16 protein-coding genes are annotated in these 17,420 nt (G+C 63.1%); 3 read left to right on the top strand and 13 right to left on the bottom strand.

The annotated features are described in order from the left end of the window. Positions 1 to 76: 76 nt before the first annotated feature. The gene (locus EN845_RS26170; protein ID WP_127870774.1) at positions 77 to 1,342 is read right to left on the bottom strand and encodes an ATP-binding protein; all 1,266 of its coding nucleotides are present in this window, start codon (positions 1,340 to 1,342) and stop codon (positions 77 to 79) included. A gap of 155 nt (positions 1,343 to 1,497) precedes the next feature. On the opposite strand from EN845_RS26170, the gene ppk2 reads away from it, so the two are divergent. After that, complete coding sequence (gene ppk2, locus EN845_RS26165) at positions 1,498 to 2,406, top strand: polyphosphate kinase 2 (protein ID WP_127870773.1); 909 nt, start codon at positions 1,498 to 1,500, stop codon at positions 2,404 to 2,406. A gap of 72 nt (positions 2,407 to 2,478) precedes the next feature. Here ppk2 and EN845_RS26160 read toward each other — a convergent pair whose 3' ends face one another. The 3 genes from EN845_RS26160 to EN845_RS26150 form a co-directional block, all read right to left on the bottom strand. Further along, positions 2,479 to 3,228 carry an enoyl-CoA hydratase-related protein gene (locus EN845_RS26160; protein WP_127870772.1) on the bottom strand — a complete coding sequence of 250 codons (750 nt, stop codon included), beginning with the start codon at positions 3,226 to 3,228 and terminating at the stop codon, positions 2,479 to 2,481. Further along, positions 3,225 to 3,863, bottom strand: a complete 639-nt coding sequence (locus EN845_RS26155; RefSeq protein ID WP_127870771.1) for an acyl-homoserine-lactone synthase — start codon at positions 3,861 to 3,863, stop codon at positions 3,225 to 3,227. The genes EN845_RS26160 and EN845_RS26155 overlap by 4 nt, the downstream gene beginning before the upstream one ends. Positions 3,864 to 3,961: 98 nt before the next feature. Then, positions 3,962 to 4,693, bottom strand: a complete 732-nt coding sequence (locus tag EN845_RS26150) for a LuxR family transcriptional regulator (protein ID WP_127279873.1) — start codon at positions 4,691 to 4,693, stop codon at positions 3,962 to 3,964. 259 nt (positions 4,694 to 4,952) lie between these two features. Between EN845_RS26150 and EN845_RS26145 the strand changes: the two genes are divergently transcribed. Beyond that, positions 4,953 to 5,801 carry a transporter substrate-binding domain-containing protein gene (locus tag EN845_RS26145; RefSeq protein WP_127279874.1) on the top strand — a complete coding sequence of 283 codons (849 nt, stop codon included), beginning with the start codon at positions 4,953 to 4,955 and terminating at the stop codon, positions 5,799 to 5,801. A gap of 94 nt (positions 5,802 to 5,895) precedes the next feature. Here EN845_RS26145 and EN845_RS26140 read toward each other — a convergent pair whose 3' ends face one another. Then, positions 5,896 to 6,309: a tellurite resistance TerB family protein gene (locus EN845_RS26140; protein WP_127279875.1), complete on the bottom strand. Its 414-nt coding sequence runs from the start codon at positions 6,307 to 6,309 to the stop codon at positions 5,896 to 5,898. A gap of 158 nt (positions 6,310 to 6,467) precedes the next feature. Here EN845_RS26140 and EN845_RS26135 point away from each other — a divergent pair, with 158 nt between their 5' ends. Beyond that, the gene (locus tag EN845_RS26135) at positions 6,468 to 8,114 is read left to right on the top strand and encodes a lysine--tRNA ligase (RefSeq protein WP_127870770.1); all 1,647 of its coding nucleotides are present in this window, start codon (positions 6,468 to 6,470) and stop codon (positions 8,112 to 8,114) included. Here the strand turns inward: EN845_RS26135 and EN845_RS26130 are convergent. The 8 genes from EN845_RS26130 to EN845_RS26095 form a co-directional block, all read right to left on the bottom strand. Then, positions 8,080 to 8,931: a thermonuclease family protein gene (locus EN845_RS26130; RefSeq protein ID WP_348630734.1), complete on the bottom strand. Its 852-nt coding sequence runs from the start codon at positions 8,929 to 8,931 to the stop codon at positions 8,080 to 8,082. The genes EN845_RS26135 and EN845_RS26130 overlap by 35 nt on opposite strands. Positions 8,932 to 8,940: 9 nt before the next feature. Continuing rightward, positions 8,941 to 9,576 carry a helix-turn-helix transcriptional regulator gene (locus tag EN845_RS26125; protein ID WP_127280688.1) on the bottom strand — a complete coding sequence of 212 codons (636 nt, stop codon included), beginning with the start codon at positions 9,574 to 9,576 and terminating at the stop codon, positions 8,941 to 8,943. Between the two features lie 144 nt (positions 9,577 to 9,720). Continuing rightward, a complete protein-coding gene (locus EN845_RS26120; protein WP_127870769.1) occupies positions 9,721 to 10,026 on the bottom strand; it encodes a hypothetical protein in 306 nt (101 codons plus the stop codon). Positions 10,027 to 10,111: 85 nt separating this feature from the next. After that, entirely contained in the window at positions 10,112 to 10,657 is a 546-nt protein-coding gene (locus tag EN845_RS26115) for a thioesterase family protein (RefSeq protein ID WP_127280690.1), read from the bottom strand. 9 nt (positions 10,658 to 10,666) lie between these two features. Then, positions 10,667 to 12,886 carry a 3-hydroxyacyl-CoA dehydrogenase NAD-binding domain-containing protein gene (locus EN845_RS26110; RefSeq protein ID WP_127870768.1) on the bottom strand — a complete coding sequence of 740 codons (2,220 nt, stop codon included), beginning with the start codon at positions 12,884 to 12,886 and terminating at the stop codon, positions 10,667 to 10,669. 13 nt (positions 12,887 to 12,899) lie between these two features. Further along, positions 12,900 to 14,108, bottom strand: coding sequence for an acetyl-CoA C-acetyltransferase (locus tag EN845_RS26105; RefSeq protein ID WP_127870767.1), 1,209 nt, complete (start codon positions 14,106 to 14,108; stop codon positions 12,900 to 12,902). A gap of 34 nt (positions 14,109 to 14,142) precedes the next feature. Next, entirely contained in the window at positions 14,143 to 15,315 is a 1,173-nt protein-coding gene (locus EN845_RS26100) for an acyl-CoA dehydrogenase family protein (RefSeq protein ID WP_127279758.1), read from the bottom strand. A gap of 45 nt (positions 15,316 to 15,360) precedes the next feature. Then, positions 15,361 to 17,172: an acyl-CoA dehydrogenase gene (locus EN845_RS26095; RefSeq protein WP_127870766.1), complete on the bottom strand. Its 1,812-nt coding sequence runs from the start codon at positions 17,170 to 17,172 to the stop codon at positions 15,361 to 15,363. Between the last annotated feature and the right edge of the window lie 248 nt (positions 17,173 to 17,420).

The following is a 17,420-nucleotide window of genomic DNA, read 5'->3' as shown; positions in this document are numbered from 1 at the left end:
GTTTCCTCGAATCCCCGCTGATACGCTAACCGGATGACAGAAAAAAGAAACGGTCCCGTGGCAAACTAGGGCAGTATCAGTGCGCCGGCAAATGGACTGAGAACGCGGCGCCCTTGCCGACCTCGGACCGGATCGTCAGCCTTGCGTTGTGACGCGTCAGAATGTGCTTGACGATCGACAGGCCAAGTCCCGTGCCTTTCTGGGTCCGGCTGGTCTCGACATCGATACGATAGAACCGCTCGGTGATGCGCGGGATATGTTCCTCGGGGATGCCGGGGCCGAAATCCCTGATCGTCACGTCGATGCCTGGCTCGGAGCCGTCATCGCCGCGCGCGATCGACACCACGACGCGGCCGCCCGACTGGCCGTATTTGCAGGCGTTTTCCAAAAGGTTCTCGAAGACCTGGAACAGCTCGTCGCGATCGCCCGGCACATCGAGCGGCCCCTTGGCGAAATCGCGCTCGATGGCGACATTGTTTTCCCGGGCGAGCGGTCCGAGCGAATCGATGACGCTGTCGACGGTCTGGCGCAGATCGACTTCGGTTCCCGGCTTCAGATATGGCTTCATCTCCAGCCGCGACAGCGACAGCAGATCGTCGATCAGGCGCGCCATCCGGCCGGTCTGGTTCTGCATGATCTGGAGGAACTGCTCGCGTGCCGCCGGATCGTTGCGGGCCGGTCCGCGCAGCGTTTCGATGAAGCCCGCGATCGAGGCCAGCGGGGTGCGCAACTCGTGACTGGCGTTGGCGATGAAGTCGGCGCGCATGCGGTCTATGCGTCGCGCCTCGCTCTGGTCCTTGAAGACCAGCACATAGAGGTCAGTGCCATGCCCGACCGATGACGCGCTGACCCGGTAGGCCCGTTCGACAGGCAGTTTCTCGGTGTAATCGACAACATCCGAGGCGACGGTTCCCGACAGCACACTGTCCAGCAGCGCCTGCATTTCCGGCGCCCGGAATTTCAGCGGCAGCGATATGCCGGGCGCGATGCCGCCAAAGGCGGCAAAGGCGGCGGCGTTGGCGTGGACGATGGTGGCGGCCTGGTCGAAGATGATGAGCGGATCGGCGACCGCGGCCGCGAGATATTCCCCCGACAGGCGCTGCAAGCCCATCGCCTCGATTGCCCCGGCGCTCTCGGCGGAATGGCGCACACCGGCCGCCGGCAATATTGCCGCCGCCAGCAACAGCAGCAGAGCCGGTACCAGCACGTAGGCGGAAATACCCGCGAAGCCATAGGCGATCAGAACCGCCACGACCCCGGCCGCAAGCAGCCAGCGGCTGTTCCACAGCCGGGCGGCCATGGCTTGCCCCGTGCCTTTCTGTTCCGCGCCCAGGTCAGTCATTCGCGCGCCCAACCTCCACCGGTCACACGGCGACGGAAACTTCCGCTGGACCGCAAATCAAAAGTGCTACAGCGTCGTTTGCGCGTCCAAATGGACATGCGGCCTGTAGTGGCTCCCAATAGCATGAGTCCAGACACTTAAAAGGGTTCGCCTGCATGAAAAACGCCAAGGAAAATTCCGTCACGCCAACTTCTGGTCCGCTGAACATCAAGATCGGCGGCAAGAAACGGGAGTTCGATATCGAGAATCCCGAGCTTCCGGACTGGGTCGAGGAGAACAAGCTGACCGCGGGCGGGTATCCCTACGACAAGAAGATGAAAAGCGAAGAGTATGACGAGACGCTCGAGAAATTGCAGATCGAGCTGGTCAAGGCGCAAGCCTGGCTGCAGGCGACCGGCAAGCGGGTGATGGCGCTGTTCGAGGGGCGTGACGCTGCCGGCAAGGGCGGTACGATCTTCGTGGTGCGCCAGTACCTCAACCCGCGCACGGCGCGCAACGTCGCGCTGACCAAACCAACCCCGACGGAGCTGGGGCAATGGTACTACCAGCGCTATGCCGACCATTTCCCGACATCGGGCGAATTCGTCACTTTCGACCGCTCCTGGTACAACCGCGCCGGCGTCGAGCCAGTGATGGGTTTTTGCACCCCCGAACAGCATGAGAAGTTTCTCGACGAGACGCCGCATTTCGAACGAATGATCGTCAATGACGGCATCCATTTCTTCAAATTCTGGCTGAACATCGGCCAGGAGACGCAGCTCGAGCGCTTTCACGATCGCCGCTACAGCCCCCTGAAGAGCTGGAAGTTCTCGCCGATAGACATTGCCGGCATCACCAAGTGGGACGATTACACCAAGGCGCGCGACAGCATGTTCGAGCACACCCACAAGGAGTTCGCGCCATGGATCATCGTGCGGGCCAACGACAAGCGCCGCGCGCGGCTGGCGGTGATGCGTCGCATCCTCCTGTCGCTGCCCTACGAGGGGCGCGATCTCGATGTCGTCGGCAAGGAAGACAAGAAGATCATCGGCGAAGGGCCGTCATTCCTGGGCAAGCAGGACTGACGCTTTGGCGCCGCGCGGCCAAAGCCAGCGCGGCGCAGTTGATGGATGTCCTCTTTCCTCAGCCGAGCGGCTCTAGGCCGCCAGGCGCGCGATCCGCTGCAACCGTCGCAGCGTGGCGTCGTCCTGCAGCGCCTGCTGGAACAGCGATATCTCCTCATCGATGCGCTCGCAAAGTGCCGTGGTGTTGCCCTTGAGCAAGCCGCGCGTCTGCAGCAACGCCGCAACCGGCTTTTTGGCCAATTGTCTTGCCCGGCCGAGCGTCGCCTCCTCGACGCTGCCTTCCGGGACGATCTCTGCGACGAGGCCGAGCGCCCTGGCGTCTTCGGCACGGAGCGTGTCGCCGAGGCAGAAGAAGCGGAAAGCTCCGGCATAGCCGAGCTTCTGCGGCGCCAGGATGCTGGTCGCCGCGTCCGGCACCAGGCCGAAATCGACGAACGGCACCCGGAACGTGCTTTTTTCCGACGCGATCACCATGTCGCAATGGAACAGGATGGTGCAACCGACGCCGACGGCGTCGCCGTCGACACAGGCCAAGATGGGCTTCGGAAACGTCGCCAGCATGCGGAACATGTCGGTGACGGCGGCGATCAGCTTCTGATGCTTGGTGGCATCCAGGAATTCGGAAAAGTCGCCGCCAAGGCAGAAACAGCCCGCCAGGCCGCGCAGCACGACGACCCGCACCTCGTCGTTCTCGGCGGCTTCGTGGAACGTCGTGGCAAGGCTCTCATAGGCCCTTCTATCGAGCACCGGCCGGCCGTCATTCGACGATACGGTGACGATCAGAGCGTGGTTGCGCAGTTCAGGCTGCGGGTGCGCGTTCATGATGCCCTCCTTTGGCCGAACATGTCGGGATATCCCCTGGCCAGAACGGGCGCATGATGATTGCGGCGCGACCGCACCACGTCCAGCGTGTGCTCGTTGAAGGTGAGCAGCGTCGCCACGACCTGCTGGGTGCCATAGGTGCGCTGATAGCCGAGCGGCGTCGCCAGGAAGTGCAGTTGCAACGCGCGCAGCACCCACATCGGCTCGAACTCGATGATCACCTTGTCGACGCCGCGCTTCAGACCCCACTCGACGAAACCGGCTATCAACTCCGTGCCGACGGTCGAGACGCCGCGCCGGCCATCGCGAAAACCCGGAGCCACCGCATAGCGGGTCAACTCCCAGATGTTGGGACCCGCCGGCGGCGTTCCCTCGGAGAGATCGGTCAACACCTCGGTCAGCAGATGCGGCCGCGTGGTCGGCAACATCCTCTGATAGCCCGCGACTTCATTGCCCCTGATGACGATCTGATGCACCGCCTCGTCATGATCGAACTGGTCGACCTCAAATCCGTCGGGGCGCCGTAGGTCCTCCCATCCCATTTCCTCGACGAATATCTGATAGCGCAGCCGATGGACGGCCTCCCAGAGATCGGGGCGTTCCATCAATTCCTTGGTCGAAAGACAAAAAAGCATTCCGTAGTCTCCTGTGTTTCAGGGGAAGATACGGCCGTGCTTCGATGCGAAAATTGCGTGATCACGTAGGCGAAAAGTGCTAGGCCGGCACGGCCGACCTAGCTAATGTAGCCGCGCCTTATCGCCTCGGCGACTGCCTGCACCCGGTTGACGGCACCGAGTTTGCTTTTGGCGTTAAGAAGATGTTTCTCCGACGTGTGCTCGGAGATGCCGAGGATTTGCGAAATCTCCCATTCGGACTTGCCGACGGCGGCCCATTGCAGGCACTCGCGTTCGCGCGGCGTCAATTCGATATGGTCGATTATCTTGCCGGCCATGGTGTGGAGTTGCATGGCGCGGCCGACCGCATAGGTCGAGACCAGCGAGACAAGGCCGAACTCGGCCGCCGACAGTTCCACGGCCTCGCCCCCCAGGGACACCATGACGATCTCACCGTCAAGCGTGATCAGAGGGAAGGCGAGCCCGTCACGCAGCTTGAAGGCACCGGCGTCGCCCATCACTTCGCCACTGTTCTTGTCGATGCGAAGGCCCTGGGCGGCTTCCCGCCACTGGAACGGCGCCTGCAACTGCTTCATGTGACTGACGACGGGATCGTGATCGACATAGTTGCGCGCCACATAGCGCTCCAGCCATTCGACCGGCCAATCGCAAAGCAGCACATGCTGCTTTTGCTGACCCGTCGGCGTGCCCGGCTTCGGAACGGTTCCGGCCATCAGCGCGGTCAGGCCGAACTCCGATGTTACGCCCAACAGTTTCTCGCAGACCGCGGCCGCCGTCGCGGCGTGCTGCAGTTGGTCTATGTATTCCAGCGTCCGATCGAACTGACTCATCGCAACATCAACCCCATGTTGCCTCATGCATTAAAGCCCATGGTCCGCGCCTTGCCGGCACTTTGCCACTGACCACGGATTGCAAAGCGCCCGCTTCCGGTTGTGGTTCTCGACCCTGGTACCCCCACCAGGGCAGCCACCGCTTGTTTGCAAACTCAGCGAATCATATCCTGAAATCGAAGCGTTGAAATCAAAAAGCATTGTGCCTGTACCATTTTCGTACCAAAACCGGCACGAGCACGGTGCGGGGAGTTCTATCGTGGCGTTCCAATGGCGGTTCCAGGTCCTGGCAGTGGCGCTCATTGCGGCACTGGCTTGGATTCCCGGGGCGCGCGCGGAGCCCCAGGTACCGGTGCTGTGGGACGCCAAGGAGCGGCTGCCCAAGCCGGACCTTTCGGCACTGCCGCGGCTGCGGTTCCTGACGACCACGGATTTTCCGCCCTTCAATTTCCTCGACGGCGCGGGAAAGCTGTCGGGTTTCCATATCGACCTGGCGCGCGCCATCTGCGCGGAGCTCGGCATCGTCGACAAGTGCCAGATCCAGGCGCTGCCCTGGGCGGAGCTTCAAGGCGCGATCGGGAAAGGCGAAGGCGAAGCGATCATCGCCGGCATTGCCGCAACGCCGCAGTCGCGCCAGACATACGCCTTCTCGCGCGCCTACCTGCAGTTCCCGGCGCGCTTCATCATGCCGAAGAACAAGGCGCTGGCGGAACCGATCTTCGATAAATTGCACGGCAAGCGCGTCGGGGTGATATCAGGCTCGGCGCATGAACGCATGCTGCGCGACTATTTCAGCACGGTCCAGGTGGTTCCCTTCGACAAGCCGGAAGCCCTCTATGGCGATCTGAAGGCCGGCAAGATCGATGCGGCCTTCGGTGATGGCATGCGCTTCGCCTTCTGGCTCGGAGGCTCCGACGCGGCCGGCTGCTGCCGCTTTGCCGGCGGCCCCTATCTGGCGCCCGAATATCTGGGCACCGGCATGGCGATCGCCACGCGAGCGGACAATCCGGCACTGGCCGCGGCCCTCGACTACGCGCTGCAGGAGATTTCGATGAAAGGCACCTTCGCCGAATTCTACCTGCGCTATTTCCCGGTCAGCTTTTTCTGATCCGGCCCGGTCAGCTTTTTTCTGATCCGGCCCGGTCAGCTTTTTTCTGATCCGGCCCGGTCAGCTTTTTTCTGATCCGGCGTAATGCTCGCCTTCAGGTGAGCGTGCGAAGCCGCGCCTTGGCCGCACGGCCGATGGCCGCCACGGTCAACGTGTCGAGATCGAGCTGGCGGCGGATCAACTGCAGCACCCGCACTTCCTCCATGCGCATTTCGAGATCGATGGCAGCCACTTCGAAGGCCGCCGCATAGGCGGTGTCGCGCAATCGCTCCGGCAGCGCCTCGGCAACCTGGGTGAGGACACCCTCCAGGCCATCCTTTTCATGCAACAGCTTCTGACAAGCCTGAGCCACGGCAACCAGCCGGTCCTGCTTGAAATCCTCGAACACCGGCCACGAGCGGACGACCTCGCCGATCCTGGCCAGTTCGACATCGGTCATGTCACGGTCGGAGGCCGATGTGATGACCATCAGGTAGATCAGCGCTTCGTGCGGGGTGGGCGACGGCATTCTTTACTCCTTGGACGGGCTTCGAAGGTAGGAAGGGGAGCCTGAGGCCGCAAGGAAAAAGCGCCCCACGCGTTGACGCTCCGGCCATGCGCGCCTAGAGACCGGTTGAAAATCGACACTTGCAGCCCGAGCGGCGAATAATTTTGGAAAACAGGACCATGGCGGGATCAAACATCATCGATCTCAATCCCGAACTGCTGGCGGCGGCGGCCGAGAGCAAGGCGTGGCCGTTCGAGGAAGCCAAAAAAATCATCGAACGCTACAAGGGCGCCGACTTTCCCGAAACGATCCTGTTCGAAACCGGCTATGGACCGTCGGGCCTGCCGCATATCGGCACGTTCGGCGAAGTGGCGCGCACCTCCATGGTGCGCCATGCGTTCCGCGTGCTGACGCAGGACAAGGTCGCGACCAAGCTGCTGTGTTTTTCGGACGACATGGACGGCATGCGCAAGATACCCGACAGCGTGCCGGATCGAGCGGCGCTCGAGCCGTATCTGCACAAGCCGCTGTCATCGGTGCCCAACCCCTTCGGCGGCGACTTTGCGAGCTTCGCCGACCACAACAATGCGATGCTCTGCCGCTTCCTCGACACGTTCGGCTTCGACTACGAATTCGCCAGCGCGACGCAATATTACAAGTCAGGCCGCTTCGATGCGATGCTGTTGCGCGCCGCCGAACGCTACGACCAGATCATGGCGGTGATGTTGCCGACGCTCGGGCCGGAGCGGCAGGCGACATACAGCCCCTTCCTGCCGATTTCGCCGAAGAGCGGGCGCGTGCTTTACGTTCCCATGAAGCATGTCGACGCCAAGGCCGGCACCATCACCTTCGACGATGAAGGCACCGAAACCACGCTGCCGGTCACCGGCGGCAGAGTGAAGCTGCAGTGGAAGCCGGATTTCGGCATGCGCTGGGCGGCCCTCGGCGTCGATTTCGAGATGTTCGGCAAGGACCACCAGACCAATGCGGTGGTCTATGACCGCATCTGCAACATACTGGGCGGGCGGGCGCCGGAGCATTTCGTCTACGAGTTGTTCCTCGACGAGAACGGCCAGAAGATCTCCAAGTCGAAGGGCAACGGCCTGACCATCGACGAATGGCTAACCTATGCGCCGACCGAGAGCCTGGGGCTCTATATGTACCAGCGGCCCAGGCAGGCGAAGAAGCTCTATTTCGACGTCATCCCGCGGGCGGTCGACGAATACTACACTTTCCTCGCGGCCTATCCCCGCCAAGAGTGGAAGGAGCGGCTGGGCAACCCGGTCTGGCATATGCATGACGGCAATCCGCCCGCCATCGACATGCCGGTGCCGTTCTCGCTGCTGCTCAACCTGGTCAGCGCCTCCAATGCGCAAAACAAGGATGTGCTGTGGGGCTTCATCTCGCGCCATGTTCAGGGCGTGACCCCCGCCTCCCATCCCGAGCTCGACCGGCTGACGGGCTATGCGATCCGCTATTTCGACGATTTCGTGAAGCCGACGAAGACCTTTCGCCCGGCCGACGAGGTCGAACGCGAAGCGCTGGTGGCTCTCGAAAAGGCGCTTGCCGACTTGCCGACGGACGCCGGCGGCGAGGCGATCCAGAACGCCTCGCTCAACGTGGCGCGCAAGATCGAACGCTACCAGGATCATTCCAAGCAGAGCCCAGAAGGCGGCCCCGGCGTTTCAGGCGCCTTCTTCCAGATGATCTATCAGGTGCTGATTGGCCAGGAACGCGGCCCACGCTTCGGATCCTTCGCCGCGCTCTACGGCGTCACCGAGACCCGCTCGCTCATTCAGAAGGCGTTGGCTGGTCAGCTTGCTTGAGGACGCCGCCATCCTCTTCCAGGATCGAACCCGGCGCCTGAGGCGCCGGGGCGGTGGCGGCCGGCGCCGCCGGGATGCCGGCTAGGTTCGGCGCCGGTCCGAAAATACCTTTCTTCGCACTTTGTGCCTTGTCACCGGCTTCCACATAGGGCCCGCCCTTGGCGGCGCGCGCCCAGCCGTTTTCGACCAGCCATTGACCGACATCCTGCTTGCCTATCCGGCACTCCGCGGCAATCAGGTCGCGACCACCTTCCGGCGGCACCAGGCAAACCACCGCGCGGCCGCGCAGCAAGGAACGGAATGCCGTGCGGGCACGGACGCCGCACGGCCAGGATTTGCCATCGGTGGTGCAGGTCTCGTCCTGCCCGACGACATCGATGCCGGAAATGGCGACCGAATAGCCTTTCGCCTCGATCAGGCCGGCGGCCGGGGCGACCGGCTGGAACAGCTTTGTGCCGTGCCAGTCGTCGGGCATCTTCGGCTTGGGCGGCACGGCGAGCGCCAGCTTGCTCAGCGGCGCGCGCGGCTCGACCCGCTCGGGCTCCCCGGCGGGCATTTCTGGCGGCGTGATGACATCCGGATCGATCGCCCGCGAATGCACCGCCGGCTTTGGCGGCTGCGATGCAGGTATGGCGGAGGTGGCAGGTTCTTCCGGCACCGTCCCGGCGTCAGCCTGGGGGAGCGTATCGGCGCCGGGATCGATCTGGTCCAACGCAACAGTGCTTTCGCTGCCCTTCAGCGTGCGTCCGCCGGCAACGACCAGTGCCGCCATCGCCGGAACCATCAGAACCGCCAGGACAAGATGAGGAAGTCGCACCCGTTGCACCTATTGGCTTGCCCAGACGATCCGCGCCACCCATTCGACCTCGCGCATTGGGATGTCGCGATCCGGATGCTCCGGATTGAGCGAGACCAGCGCGATCGACTTGACGGTCTGTCGCTCGAGCACCTTGGCCATCACCTCACCTGATGTCGTCTTGACGACGACGCGATCGCCCTTGCGCGTGGCGGCGCCCGGCTCGACGATGAGGACGTCGCCGTTGCGGTAGAGCGGCAGCATGGAATCGCCCTGCACCTGCAGCGCATAGGAACTTTCGGTCGATTGCGCCGGCAATTCGACGAGCTCCCAGCCCTGCCCCGCCGGAAAGCCGGCATCGTCGAAGAAGCCGCCGGCGCCTGCCTGGGCAAAGCCGAGCAACGGCACGGCGCGCCGGCTGGCGGGCGATGCGCCCCGGCCTTCGATCAGTCCCGTGAATTCGTCCAGCGAAGCGCCGGTCGCCTCGATGATCTTGGCCAGCGATTCGGTCGAAGGCCAGCGCGGCCGGCCGTCCGAGGACAGGCGTTTCGATTTGTTGAAGGCGGTCGAATCCAGTCCCGCGCGCCTTGCCAGACCCGACGCCGAAAGCGAATAGCGCTCGGCAAGAGCATCGATGGCAGCCCAGACGCGGTCGTGCGAGAGCATGACGTGCTCTCCTTCGAAACAGGAAAAAATGCCTCTTCCTGTCTAACGCGCAACGGCTGCGTTGTCCACCAGCGTGGCCGGCGGATCACGAACAAAGCTGTGTGCCGCAACGACGGCACGGTCATGGCCAAAGCCGCGGATAAGCTATCCGGCCAATGCCGCCATCGCCCTCGGCAGACCCTTCTTCAGCTCGTCGACGTTCATTACCGGGATCATCTCGACGGTGGCATTGAAGGCGAAGAAGAACCGCTCGGCGACATAGGGCATGTCCGAACTGTCCTTTACCTCGAGGAAAAGGTAGGCCGTCCGCCAACCACCGTCAGCGGTAAAATAGGCAGCCTCCGGCTTGAGGTCGGACAGGGTATGCTCGATGAACTTGCCCATGCTGCCTTCCTTGATCGCCTTGTTGCCCTCCTCGGCCGGGATGGACACTCTCAGCATCATACGCATGATGACTACTCCTCCGCCAACATTATGTTAGCGAAAACTAATGTATCATCCGCACCTGGCTTGGGAAAGTCGATCGACGGGTTGATCAGCCGGACAATTTGGCGAGACCGCGCAGCCCTTGGTGCGAGGTCATGAAAATCCGTTCCGCCTCTGTCGGCGGACGCGGGTTCACCGCCCGGCCAAGTGCGGCGACAACCTCGTCAATGTCGAGGAAGCGGCGCGCCTTGCGGTCGTAGACGCCGGCCGTCGTCAGGATCAAAGCGGCCGTCTCGCCATTGTCCAGGACGAAACGGTGTTTGCCGATGACCTGGGTGCCTTCCCAGGTCTCGATCGAGGACACCACCTCGAAACGGCGCCACAGCCTGATCTCGCGGGCATAGACCACCTGCAGCCCGCCCATCATCGGCGCCCAGCCATTCTTCCGCGCCAGCCTGATCAAGCCGGCACGGACGAACAGGTCGATGCGGCCGAGATCGGCCAGCATCATGTAGCGCGCATTGTTGAGATGGACGTTGAAGTCGATGTCGGTCGGCAGGCAGCGAAAGGCCAGCCGGCCTTCACCAGCCATCACATAGGGGCCACGGCTACGCGCCGTGGCCAGCATGCGCGCCATGCGCGCCCAGACATACATGGCGCGATATCAGGCGGCCTGCTTCACGTCGCCCTTGGCATAGGGATCGAAGCGTTCGTAGAAGGTCTCACCTTTTTCGGCCATGTCGAGGAGCAGCTTGGGCGCCTTGAACTCGGCGCCGTACTTCTTCTGCAGCCCCTTGGCGATCTTGACGAACAGCTTGGCGCCGATCCCGTCGATATAGGACAGTGCGCCGCCGGTATAGGGCGCGAAGCCGAAGGCCAGGATCGAGCCGACATCGGCTTCGCGCGGGTCGGTGACGATACCCTCTTCCATCACCCGTGCCGCTTCGAGCGCGATGGTGACCAGCAGGCGCTGCTGCAGCTCCTCATAGTCGACCTTCTCGGGCGCGAGCTGCGGATAGAGGTCCTTCAACCCCGGCCACAGCTTCTTCTTGGCGGGCTTGGCCGGATAGTCGTAAAAACCCTTGCCGTTCTTGCGGCCGAAACGGCCGTGGTCGTCGACCATTGTGTTGATCAGCGCCATCTGCCTGGGGTCGACGGCCTTGTCGCCGAGATCCCTGATGGTCTGCTTCATGATCTTCTGGGCGAGGTCAATGGCCGTCTCGTCGGTCAGCGCCAAGGGACCGACCGGCATGCCGGCGGCCTTCGCCGCATTCTCGATCATCGGCGCGGGCACGCCCTCGATCAGCATCTTGTAGGCTTCCGACATGTAACGCAGCACGCAGCGGTTGACGTAGAAGCCGCGCGTGTCGTTGACGACGATCGGCGTCTTCTTGATGGCGCGCACGAAGTCGATCGCCGTGGCCAGCGCCTTGTCGCCGGTCTTCTTGCCGAGGATGATCTCGACCAGCATCATCTTGTCGACCGGCGAGAAGAAGTGGATGCCGATGAAATTCTTCGGCCGCGCCGAATTCTTGGCGAGGCCGGTGATCGGAATGGTCGAGGTGTTGGAGGCGAAGATCGCCGACGACTTCAGCACGGCCTCGGCCTGTTCGGTGGCGTTCTTCTTGACACCGGAATCCTCGAACACCGCTTCGACGACAAGATCGCAGCCGGCGAGGTCGGCATAGTCCGCCGTCGGCGTGATCAGCGACAGGAGCTTGTCCTTCTCCTCGGGCTTGGCGCGGCCCTTCTTGACCTGGTCCGAGACCAGGCTGTCGGAATGCGCCTTGCCCTTCTGCGCCGAGTCCATATCCCGATCGAGCAGAACCACCGGAATGCCGGCCTTGGCGGTGACATAGGCAATGCCCGCGCCCATGAAGCCGGCGCCGAGGATGCCGATCTTCCTGAACTTGGTGTCCGGCACGCCGGTCGGGCGGCGCGCGCCCTTGTTCAGCTCCTGCAGCGACACGAACAGCGAACGGATCATCGCCGCCGCTTCCTTCGTCTGCATGATCTCGGTGAAATAGCGCTGCTCGATCCTGAGCGCGGTGTCGAAGGGCACCAGCAGGCCCTCATAGACACATTTGAGGATCGCCGCGGCGGCCGGGTAATTGCCATGGGTCTCGCGGCGCAGGATGGCGATGGCAGGCGGCCACAGATTGGCGCCGGCGGCAGAATAAACCGGCCCGCCGGGCAGCTTGAAACCCTTCTCATCCCACGGCGCCACCGGCTTGAGGCCGTTCCTGATCATCGCCTTTGCGGTCTCGACCAGCTTCGCAGGTTCGGCGATCTCATGGATCAGGCCCATCGCCTTCGCCTTTTGCGGCGACAGGGTCTGGCCGGAGGTCAGCATCTGCAACGCCTGTTGCTGGTCGGTCAGCCGCGGTACGCGCTGGGTGCCGCCGGCACCGGGGAAGATGCCGATCTTCACCTCGGGGAGCGCCATCCTGACCTTGTCGGAGTCGGCGGCGACACGGCCATGGCAGGCCAGCGACATTTCGAAGGCGCCGCCCATGCAGGTGCCGTTGATCGCCGAGACCCATGGCTTGCCGCAGGTTTCCAGCTTGCGGAACAGGCCGGTCATGATGCCGGCATTATCGAACAGCGCCTTGGTCGCCTTTTCGACGTCCTTGACCTTGTCCGTGGCGAAGCTGGTCAGCATCTTCTGCAGCAGGGTGATGTCGGCGCCACCGGAGAAGCTGTCCTTGCCGGAGGTGATCACCGCGCCCTTGATGGCGGCATCGCCGGCCACCTTGTCGACGATGGCGTTCAACTCGCGCATCACCTCTTCGGTGAAGACGTTCATCGAGCGGTCCGGGCTGTTCCAGGTGACCAGCGCGATGCCGTCGGCGTCGGTGTCGAGGGTGAAATTGGTGTAGCTCATCGTTCTCTCCCCGTCAGACGCGTTCGATGATGGTTGCGGTGCCCATGCCGGCACCGATGCACAGCGTTACCAGCGCGGTGTTCAAGTCGCGGCGCTCGAGTTCGTCCAGCACGGTGCCGAAGATCATCGCCCCGGTGGCGCCGAGCGGATGGCCCATGGCGATGGCGCCGCCATTGACGTTGATCTTGTCGTGCGGGATCTCGAAGGCTTGCATGTAGCGCAATACGACCGAGGCGAAGGCCTCGTTGAGCTCGAACAGGTCGATATCCGACAGCTTCATCTTGGCGCGCTTCAACAGCTTTTCGGTGACGTCGACCGGGCCGGTCAGCATCAGCACCGGCTCGGAGCCGATGTTGGCGAAGGTGCGGATTCTGGCCCGCGGCTTGAGGCCCATGGCCTTACCGGCCTTCTTCGAGCCGAGCAGCACGGCGGCGGCGCCATCGACGATGCCGGACGAATTGCCGGCGTGGTGGACGTGGTTGACCTCCTCGACCTCGGGATGCTTCTGCACCGCCACGGCGTCGAAGCCGCCCATTTCGCCAGGCATGACGAAGGACGGGTTGAGCGAGGCGAGCGACTGCATGTCGGTCGACGGCCGCATGTGCTCGTCATGGTCGAGAATTGTGAGACCATTCTGGTCCTTGATCGGGATGACCGAATTCTTGAAGCGGCCATCAGCCCAGGATTTCGCGGCGCGCTTCTGGCTCTCGACCGCGTAGGCGTCGACGTCGTCGCGCGAGAAGCCGTATTTGGTGGCGATCAGGTCGGCCGAAATGCCTTGCGGCACGAACCAGCCGGGCAGGCCGACCGAGGGGTCCATGAACCAGGCGCCGCCGGACATCCCCATGCCGACGCGCGACATCGATTCGACGCCGCCGGCGATGACGATTTCATCGGCGCCTTGCGCGATCTTGGCGGCGCCGAAATTGATGGCGTCCAGCCCGGAGGCGCAGAAGCGCGAGATCTGCATGCCGGGTGCCTTGGTGTCGTAGCCGGCCTCGAAGGCGGCGGCGCGCGGAATGACGGAGCCCGCCTCGCCGACCGGGTCGACGCAGCCGAAGATGATGTCGTCGACCGTGCCGGTGTCCAGCCCATTGCGGTCGCGCAGTGCCTCGAGCGTCCTGGCGGCGAGCCGCACCGCCGGCACCTCGTGCAGCGATCCGTCCTTCTTGCCCTTGCCGCGCGGCGTGCGCACGGCGTCATAGACATAAGCTTCGGCCATTTTCATGCTCCTTGGGTTCGCTGAAGAGAGCTGCTCAGAGCGAGCGTCCGATCAGCAATTTCATGATCTCGTTGGTGCCGCCGTAGATGCGCTGGACGCGGGCGTCGCGGAACATGCGGGCGATCGGATATTCATTCATGTAGCCATAGCCGCCGTGCAATTGAAGGCATTCGTCGACGACTTTGCCCTGCAGGTCGGAAAGCCAGTACTTGGCCATCGAGGCCGTGACCGGATCGAGGCCGCCATTGATGTGGCGTGTGACGCAGTCATTGTAGAAGACGCGGCCGATGGTGGCCTCGGTCTTCAATTCGGCCAGCTTGAACTGGGTGTTCTGGAAGTCGATGATTGCCTTGCCGAAGGCCTTGCGTTCCTTGACGTAGTCGATGGTCAGCGCCAGCGCCCGCTCGATCATGGCGATCGCCCCGGTGCCGATCTGCAGCCGCTCCTGCGGCAATTGCTGCATGAGCTGGACGAAGCCCTGTCCCTCCTCATGGCCGAGCAGGTTGGCGGTCGGCACACGCACATCGTTGAAGAACAATTCCGAGGTGTCGTTGGCCTTCAGCCCGATCTTGTCGAGGTTGCGGCCGCGCTGGAAGCCTTCGACCTCATCGGTCTCGACGATCATCAGCGAGGTGCCCTTGGCGCCCTTTTCCGGATCGGTCTTGGTGACGACGATGATGAAGTTCGCCAGCTGGCCGTTGGTGATGAAGGTCTTGGAGCCGTTGATCTTGTACTGGTTGCCGTCCTTCTCGGCGCGGGTCTTGACACCCTGCAGGTCGGAGCCGGCGCCAGGCTCTGTCATAGCAATGGCGCCGATCAGTTCGCCGGTGGCGAGCTTCGGCAGCCATTTCTTCTTCTGCTCCTCCGAACCGTAATGAAGGATGTAGGGTGCCACGATCGAATTGTGCAGGCCGATGCCGAAACCGTCGACGCCGACATGGCCGATCGCCTCGATGATGGCGCTCTCATGCGCGAAGGTGCCGCCAGAGCCGCCATATTCCTCCGGCATCGAGGCGCAGAGCAGGCCGGCGGAACCGGCCTTCAGCCAGCTTTCGCGGTCGACCATCTCGTTCTTCTCGAACTCGTCGTAGCGCGGTGCGATCTCCTCCGACATGAAGCGTGTAGCCATGTCGTAGAGCATGCCGACCTCGTCGGCCGCCCAGGCTGGTTTCGGCAAGGAGAGCACTTCGGCGGGATTTGTCGCCACGATTTCCTCCGCGTATCGACAGATAGAAGGCTAGCGGGACCGAGTTTAGAACGCTTCCGCCGGCAGGGCCATCAGCGTATCGGCGCCGCTCGAAATACGGGCGAGGTGCGCCGAGGTTTCCGGCATGATCCGTTCCATGAAAAAGCGCGCCGTCACGACCTTGTTGTCGTAGAAAGCCACGTTGTTTTTAGAGGAAGATTGGGAACCGTTAGCGCCGGTCTTGCCCTGCGCCGCCTTGGCCATCTGCGCCCACATGTAACCCAGCGCCACGAGGCCGAAGAGATGCATGTAGTCGGTCGAGGCCGCACCGGCATTGTCGGGCTTGGCCATGCCGTTCTGCAGCAGCCACATCGTCGCCGCCTGCAAATCGTTGAGTCCCTTCTTCAGACCCTTGGTGAAGGGCGCCATCTTCTCATCAACGCGGTTTTCCTCACAGAATTCGCCGACCTCCTTGAAGAAGGCCTGGATGGCGCGGCCGCCATTCAAGCCGAGCTTGCGGCCGACGAGGTCGAGCGCCTGGATGCCGTTGGCGCCTTCATAGATCATGGCGATGCGGGCATCGCGCACGAACTGGCTCATGCCGTGCTCTTCGATATAGCCGTGGCCGCCGAACACCTGCTGCGCCATGACAGCGTGGTCGAAGCCCTTGTCGGTCAGCACGCCCTTGACCACCGGCGTCATCAAGCCAGTGTAATCGTCGGCCGCCTGGCGGTCCTTGTCGTCGGCGGAGCGGTGCGCGATGTCGGACTTGATCGCAGTCCACAGCGCCAGCGCGCGGCCGGCCTCGTTGAAAGCCTTCATGGTCATCAGCGAGCGGCGGATGTCGGGATGAACGATGATCGGGTCGGCCTTCTTGTCCGGCGCCTTCGGGCCTGACAGCGAGCGGCCCTGCAAACGGTCCTTGGCGTAGGCGACGGCGTTCTGGTAGGCGATCTCCGACAGTGAAAGGCCCTGCAGGCCGACGCCGAGACGGGCCTCGTTCATCATCGTGAACATCGCTTTGAGGCCGCCATTGGCCTCGCCCAGCAGCGTACCTTCGGCCTCGTCATAGTTCATGACGCAGGTCGAATTGCCGTGGATGCCCATCTTCTCCTCGATGGAACCGCAGGAAACGGTGTTTCTGGTCCCGGGATTGCCCGAAGCGTCGAGCTTGAGCTTCGGCACGATGAACAGCGAGATACCCTTGACGCCCTCCGGTGCGCCTTCGATGCGGGCCAGCACCAGATGGACGATGTTGTCCGACATGTCGTGCTCACCGGCCGAGATGAAGATCTTCTGGCCTGAAATCTTGTAGGTGCCATCGCCGTTCGGCACCGCCTTGGTGCGCAGCAGGCCGAGATCGGTGCCGCAATGCGGCTCGGTCAGGTTCATGGTGCCGGTCCAGGTGCCCTCGACCATCCTGGGCAGCCAGGTCGCCTTCTGCTCGTCGGTGCCGTGGGTGATGATGGCGGCGATCGCGCCCTGGGTCAGGCCGGGATACATCATCAGCGACATGTTGGCCGACACCATGTATTCGGCCACCGCCGTGTGTACGGCATAGGGCAGGCCCTGGCCGCCGAACTCGACGGGGGCCGCCAGACCCATCCAGCCGCCTTCGCGATACTGGTCGAACGCTTCCTTGAAGCCCTTGGGCGTGGTCACCGAGCCGTCGTCATGGCGCACGCAGCCTTCCATGTCGCCGACACGATTGAGCGGATGCATGACGTTCTCGGCGAGCTTGGCCCCTTCGGCGAGAATTGCCTCCAGCACGTCGGGCGTTGCGTCGGCGAATCCGGGAAGGTTCGAATAGCGCTGATAGCCCAGCACTTCGTTGAGCACGAACAGCGTGTCCTGGACCGGGGCCCTGTAGATCGGCATGCTTTTCCTCCACCATGCGGATTAGGCCTCGAAATCAAGCCGTGCGCGGCAAGCGGGCCAATGTCGAAGCCGCAATAGCAAATATTGACGTTTGCGTAAACGTCAATATTTTCGATGCGACAAGATTTCCGCCGCCAGGCGCGCGGAGCCTAGCGTTGCGGCATCGCGCAAGCCAGGATGAAACAGCGGGCCAAAGATAGCGAAAAGCCGCGCGGCATGGCCACGCGGCTTTGATGGTGAAGGGCCGA

The sequence above is a fragment of the Mesorhizobium sp. M8A.F.Ca.ET.202.01.1.1 genome (assembly GCF_004791595.1).
Lineage (GTDB): Bacteria > Pseudomonadota > Alphaproteobacteria > Rhizobiales > Rhizobiaceae > Mesorhizobium.
The sequence above is the reverse complement of the archived record's forward strand: the minus strand, read 5'-3'. Positions and strand labels throughout refer to the sequence as shown.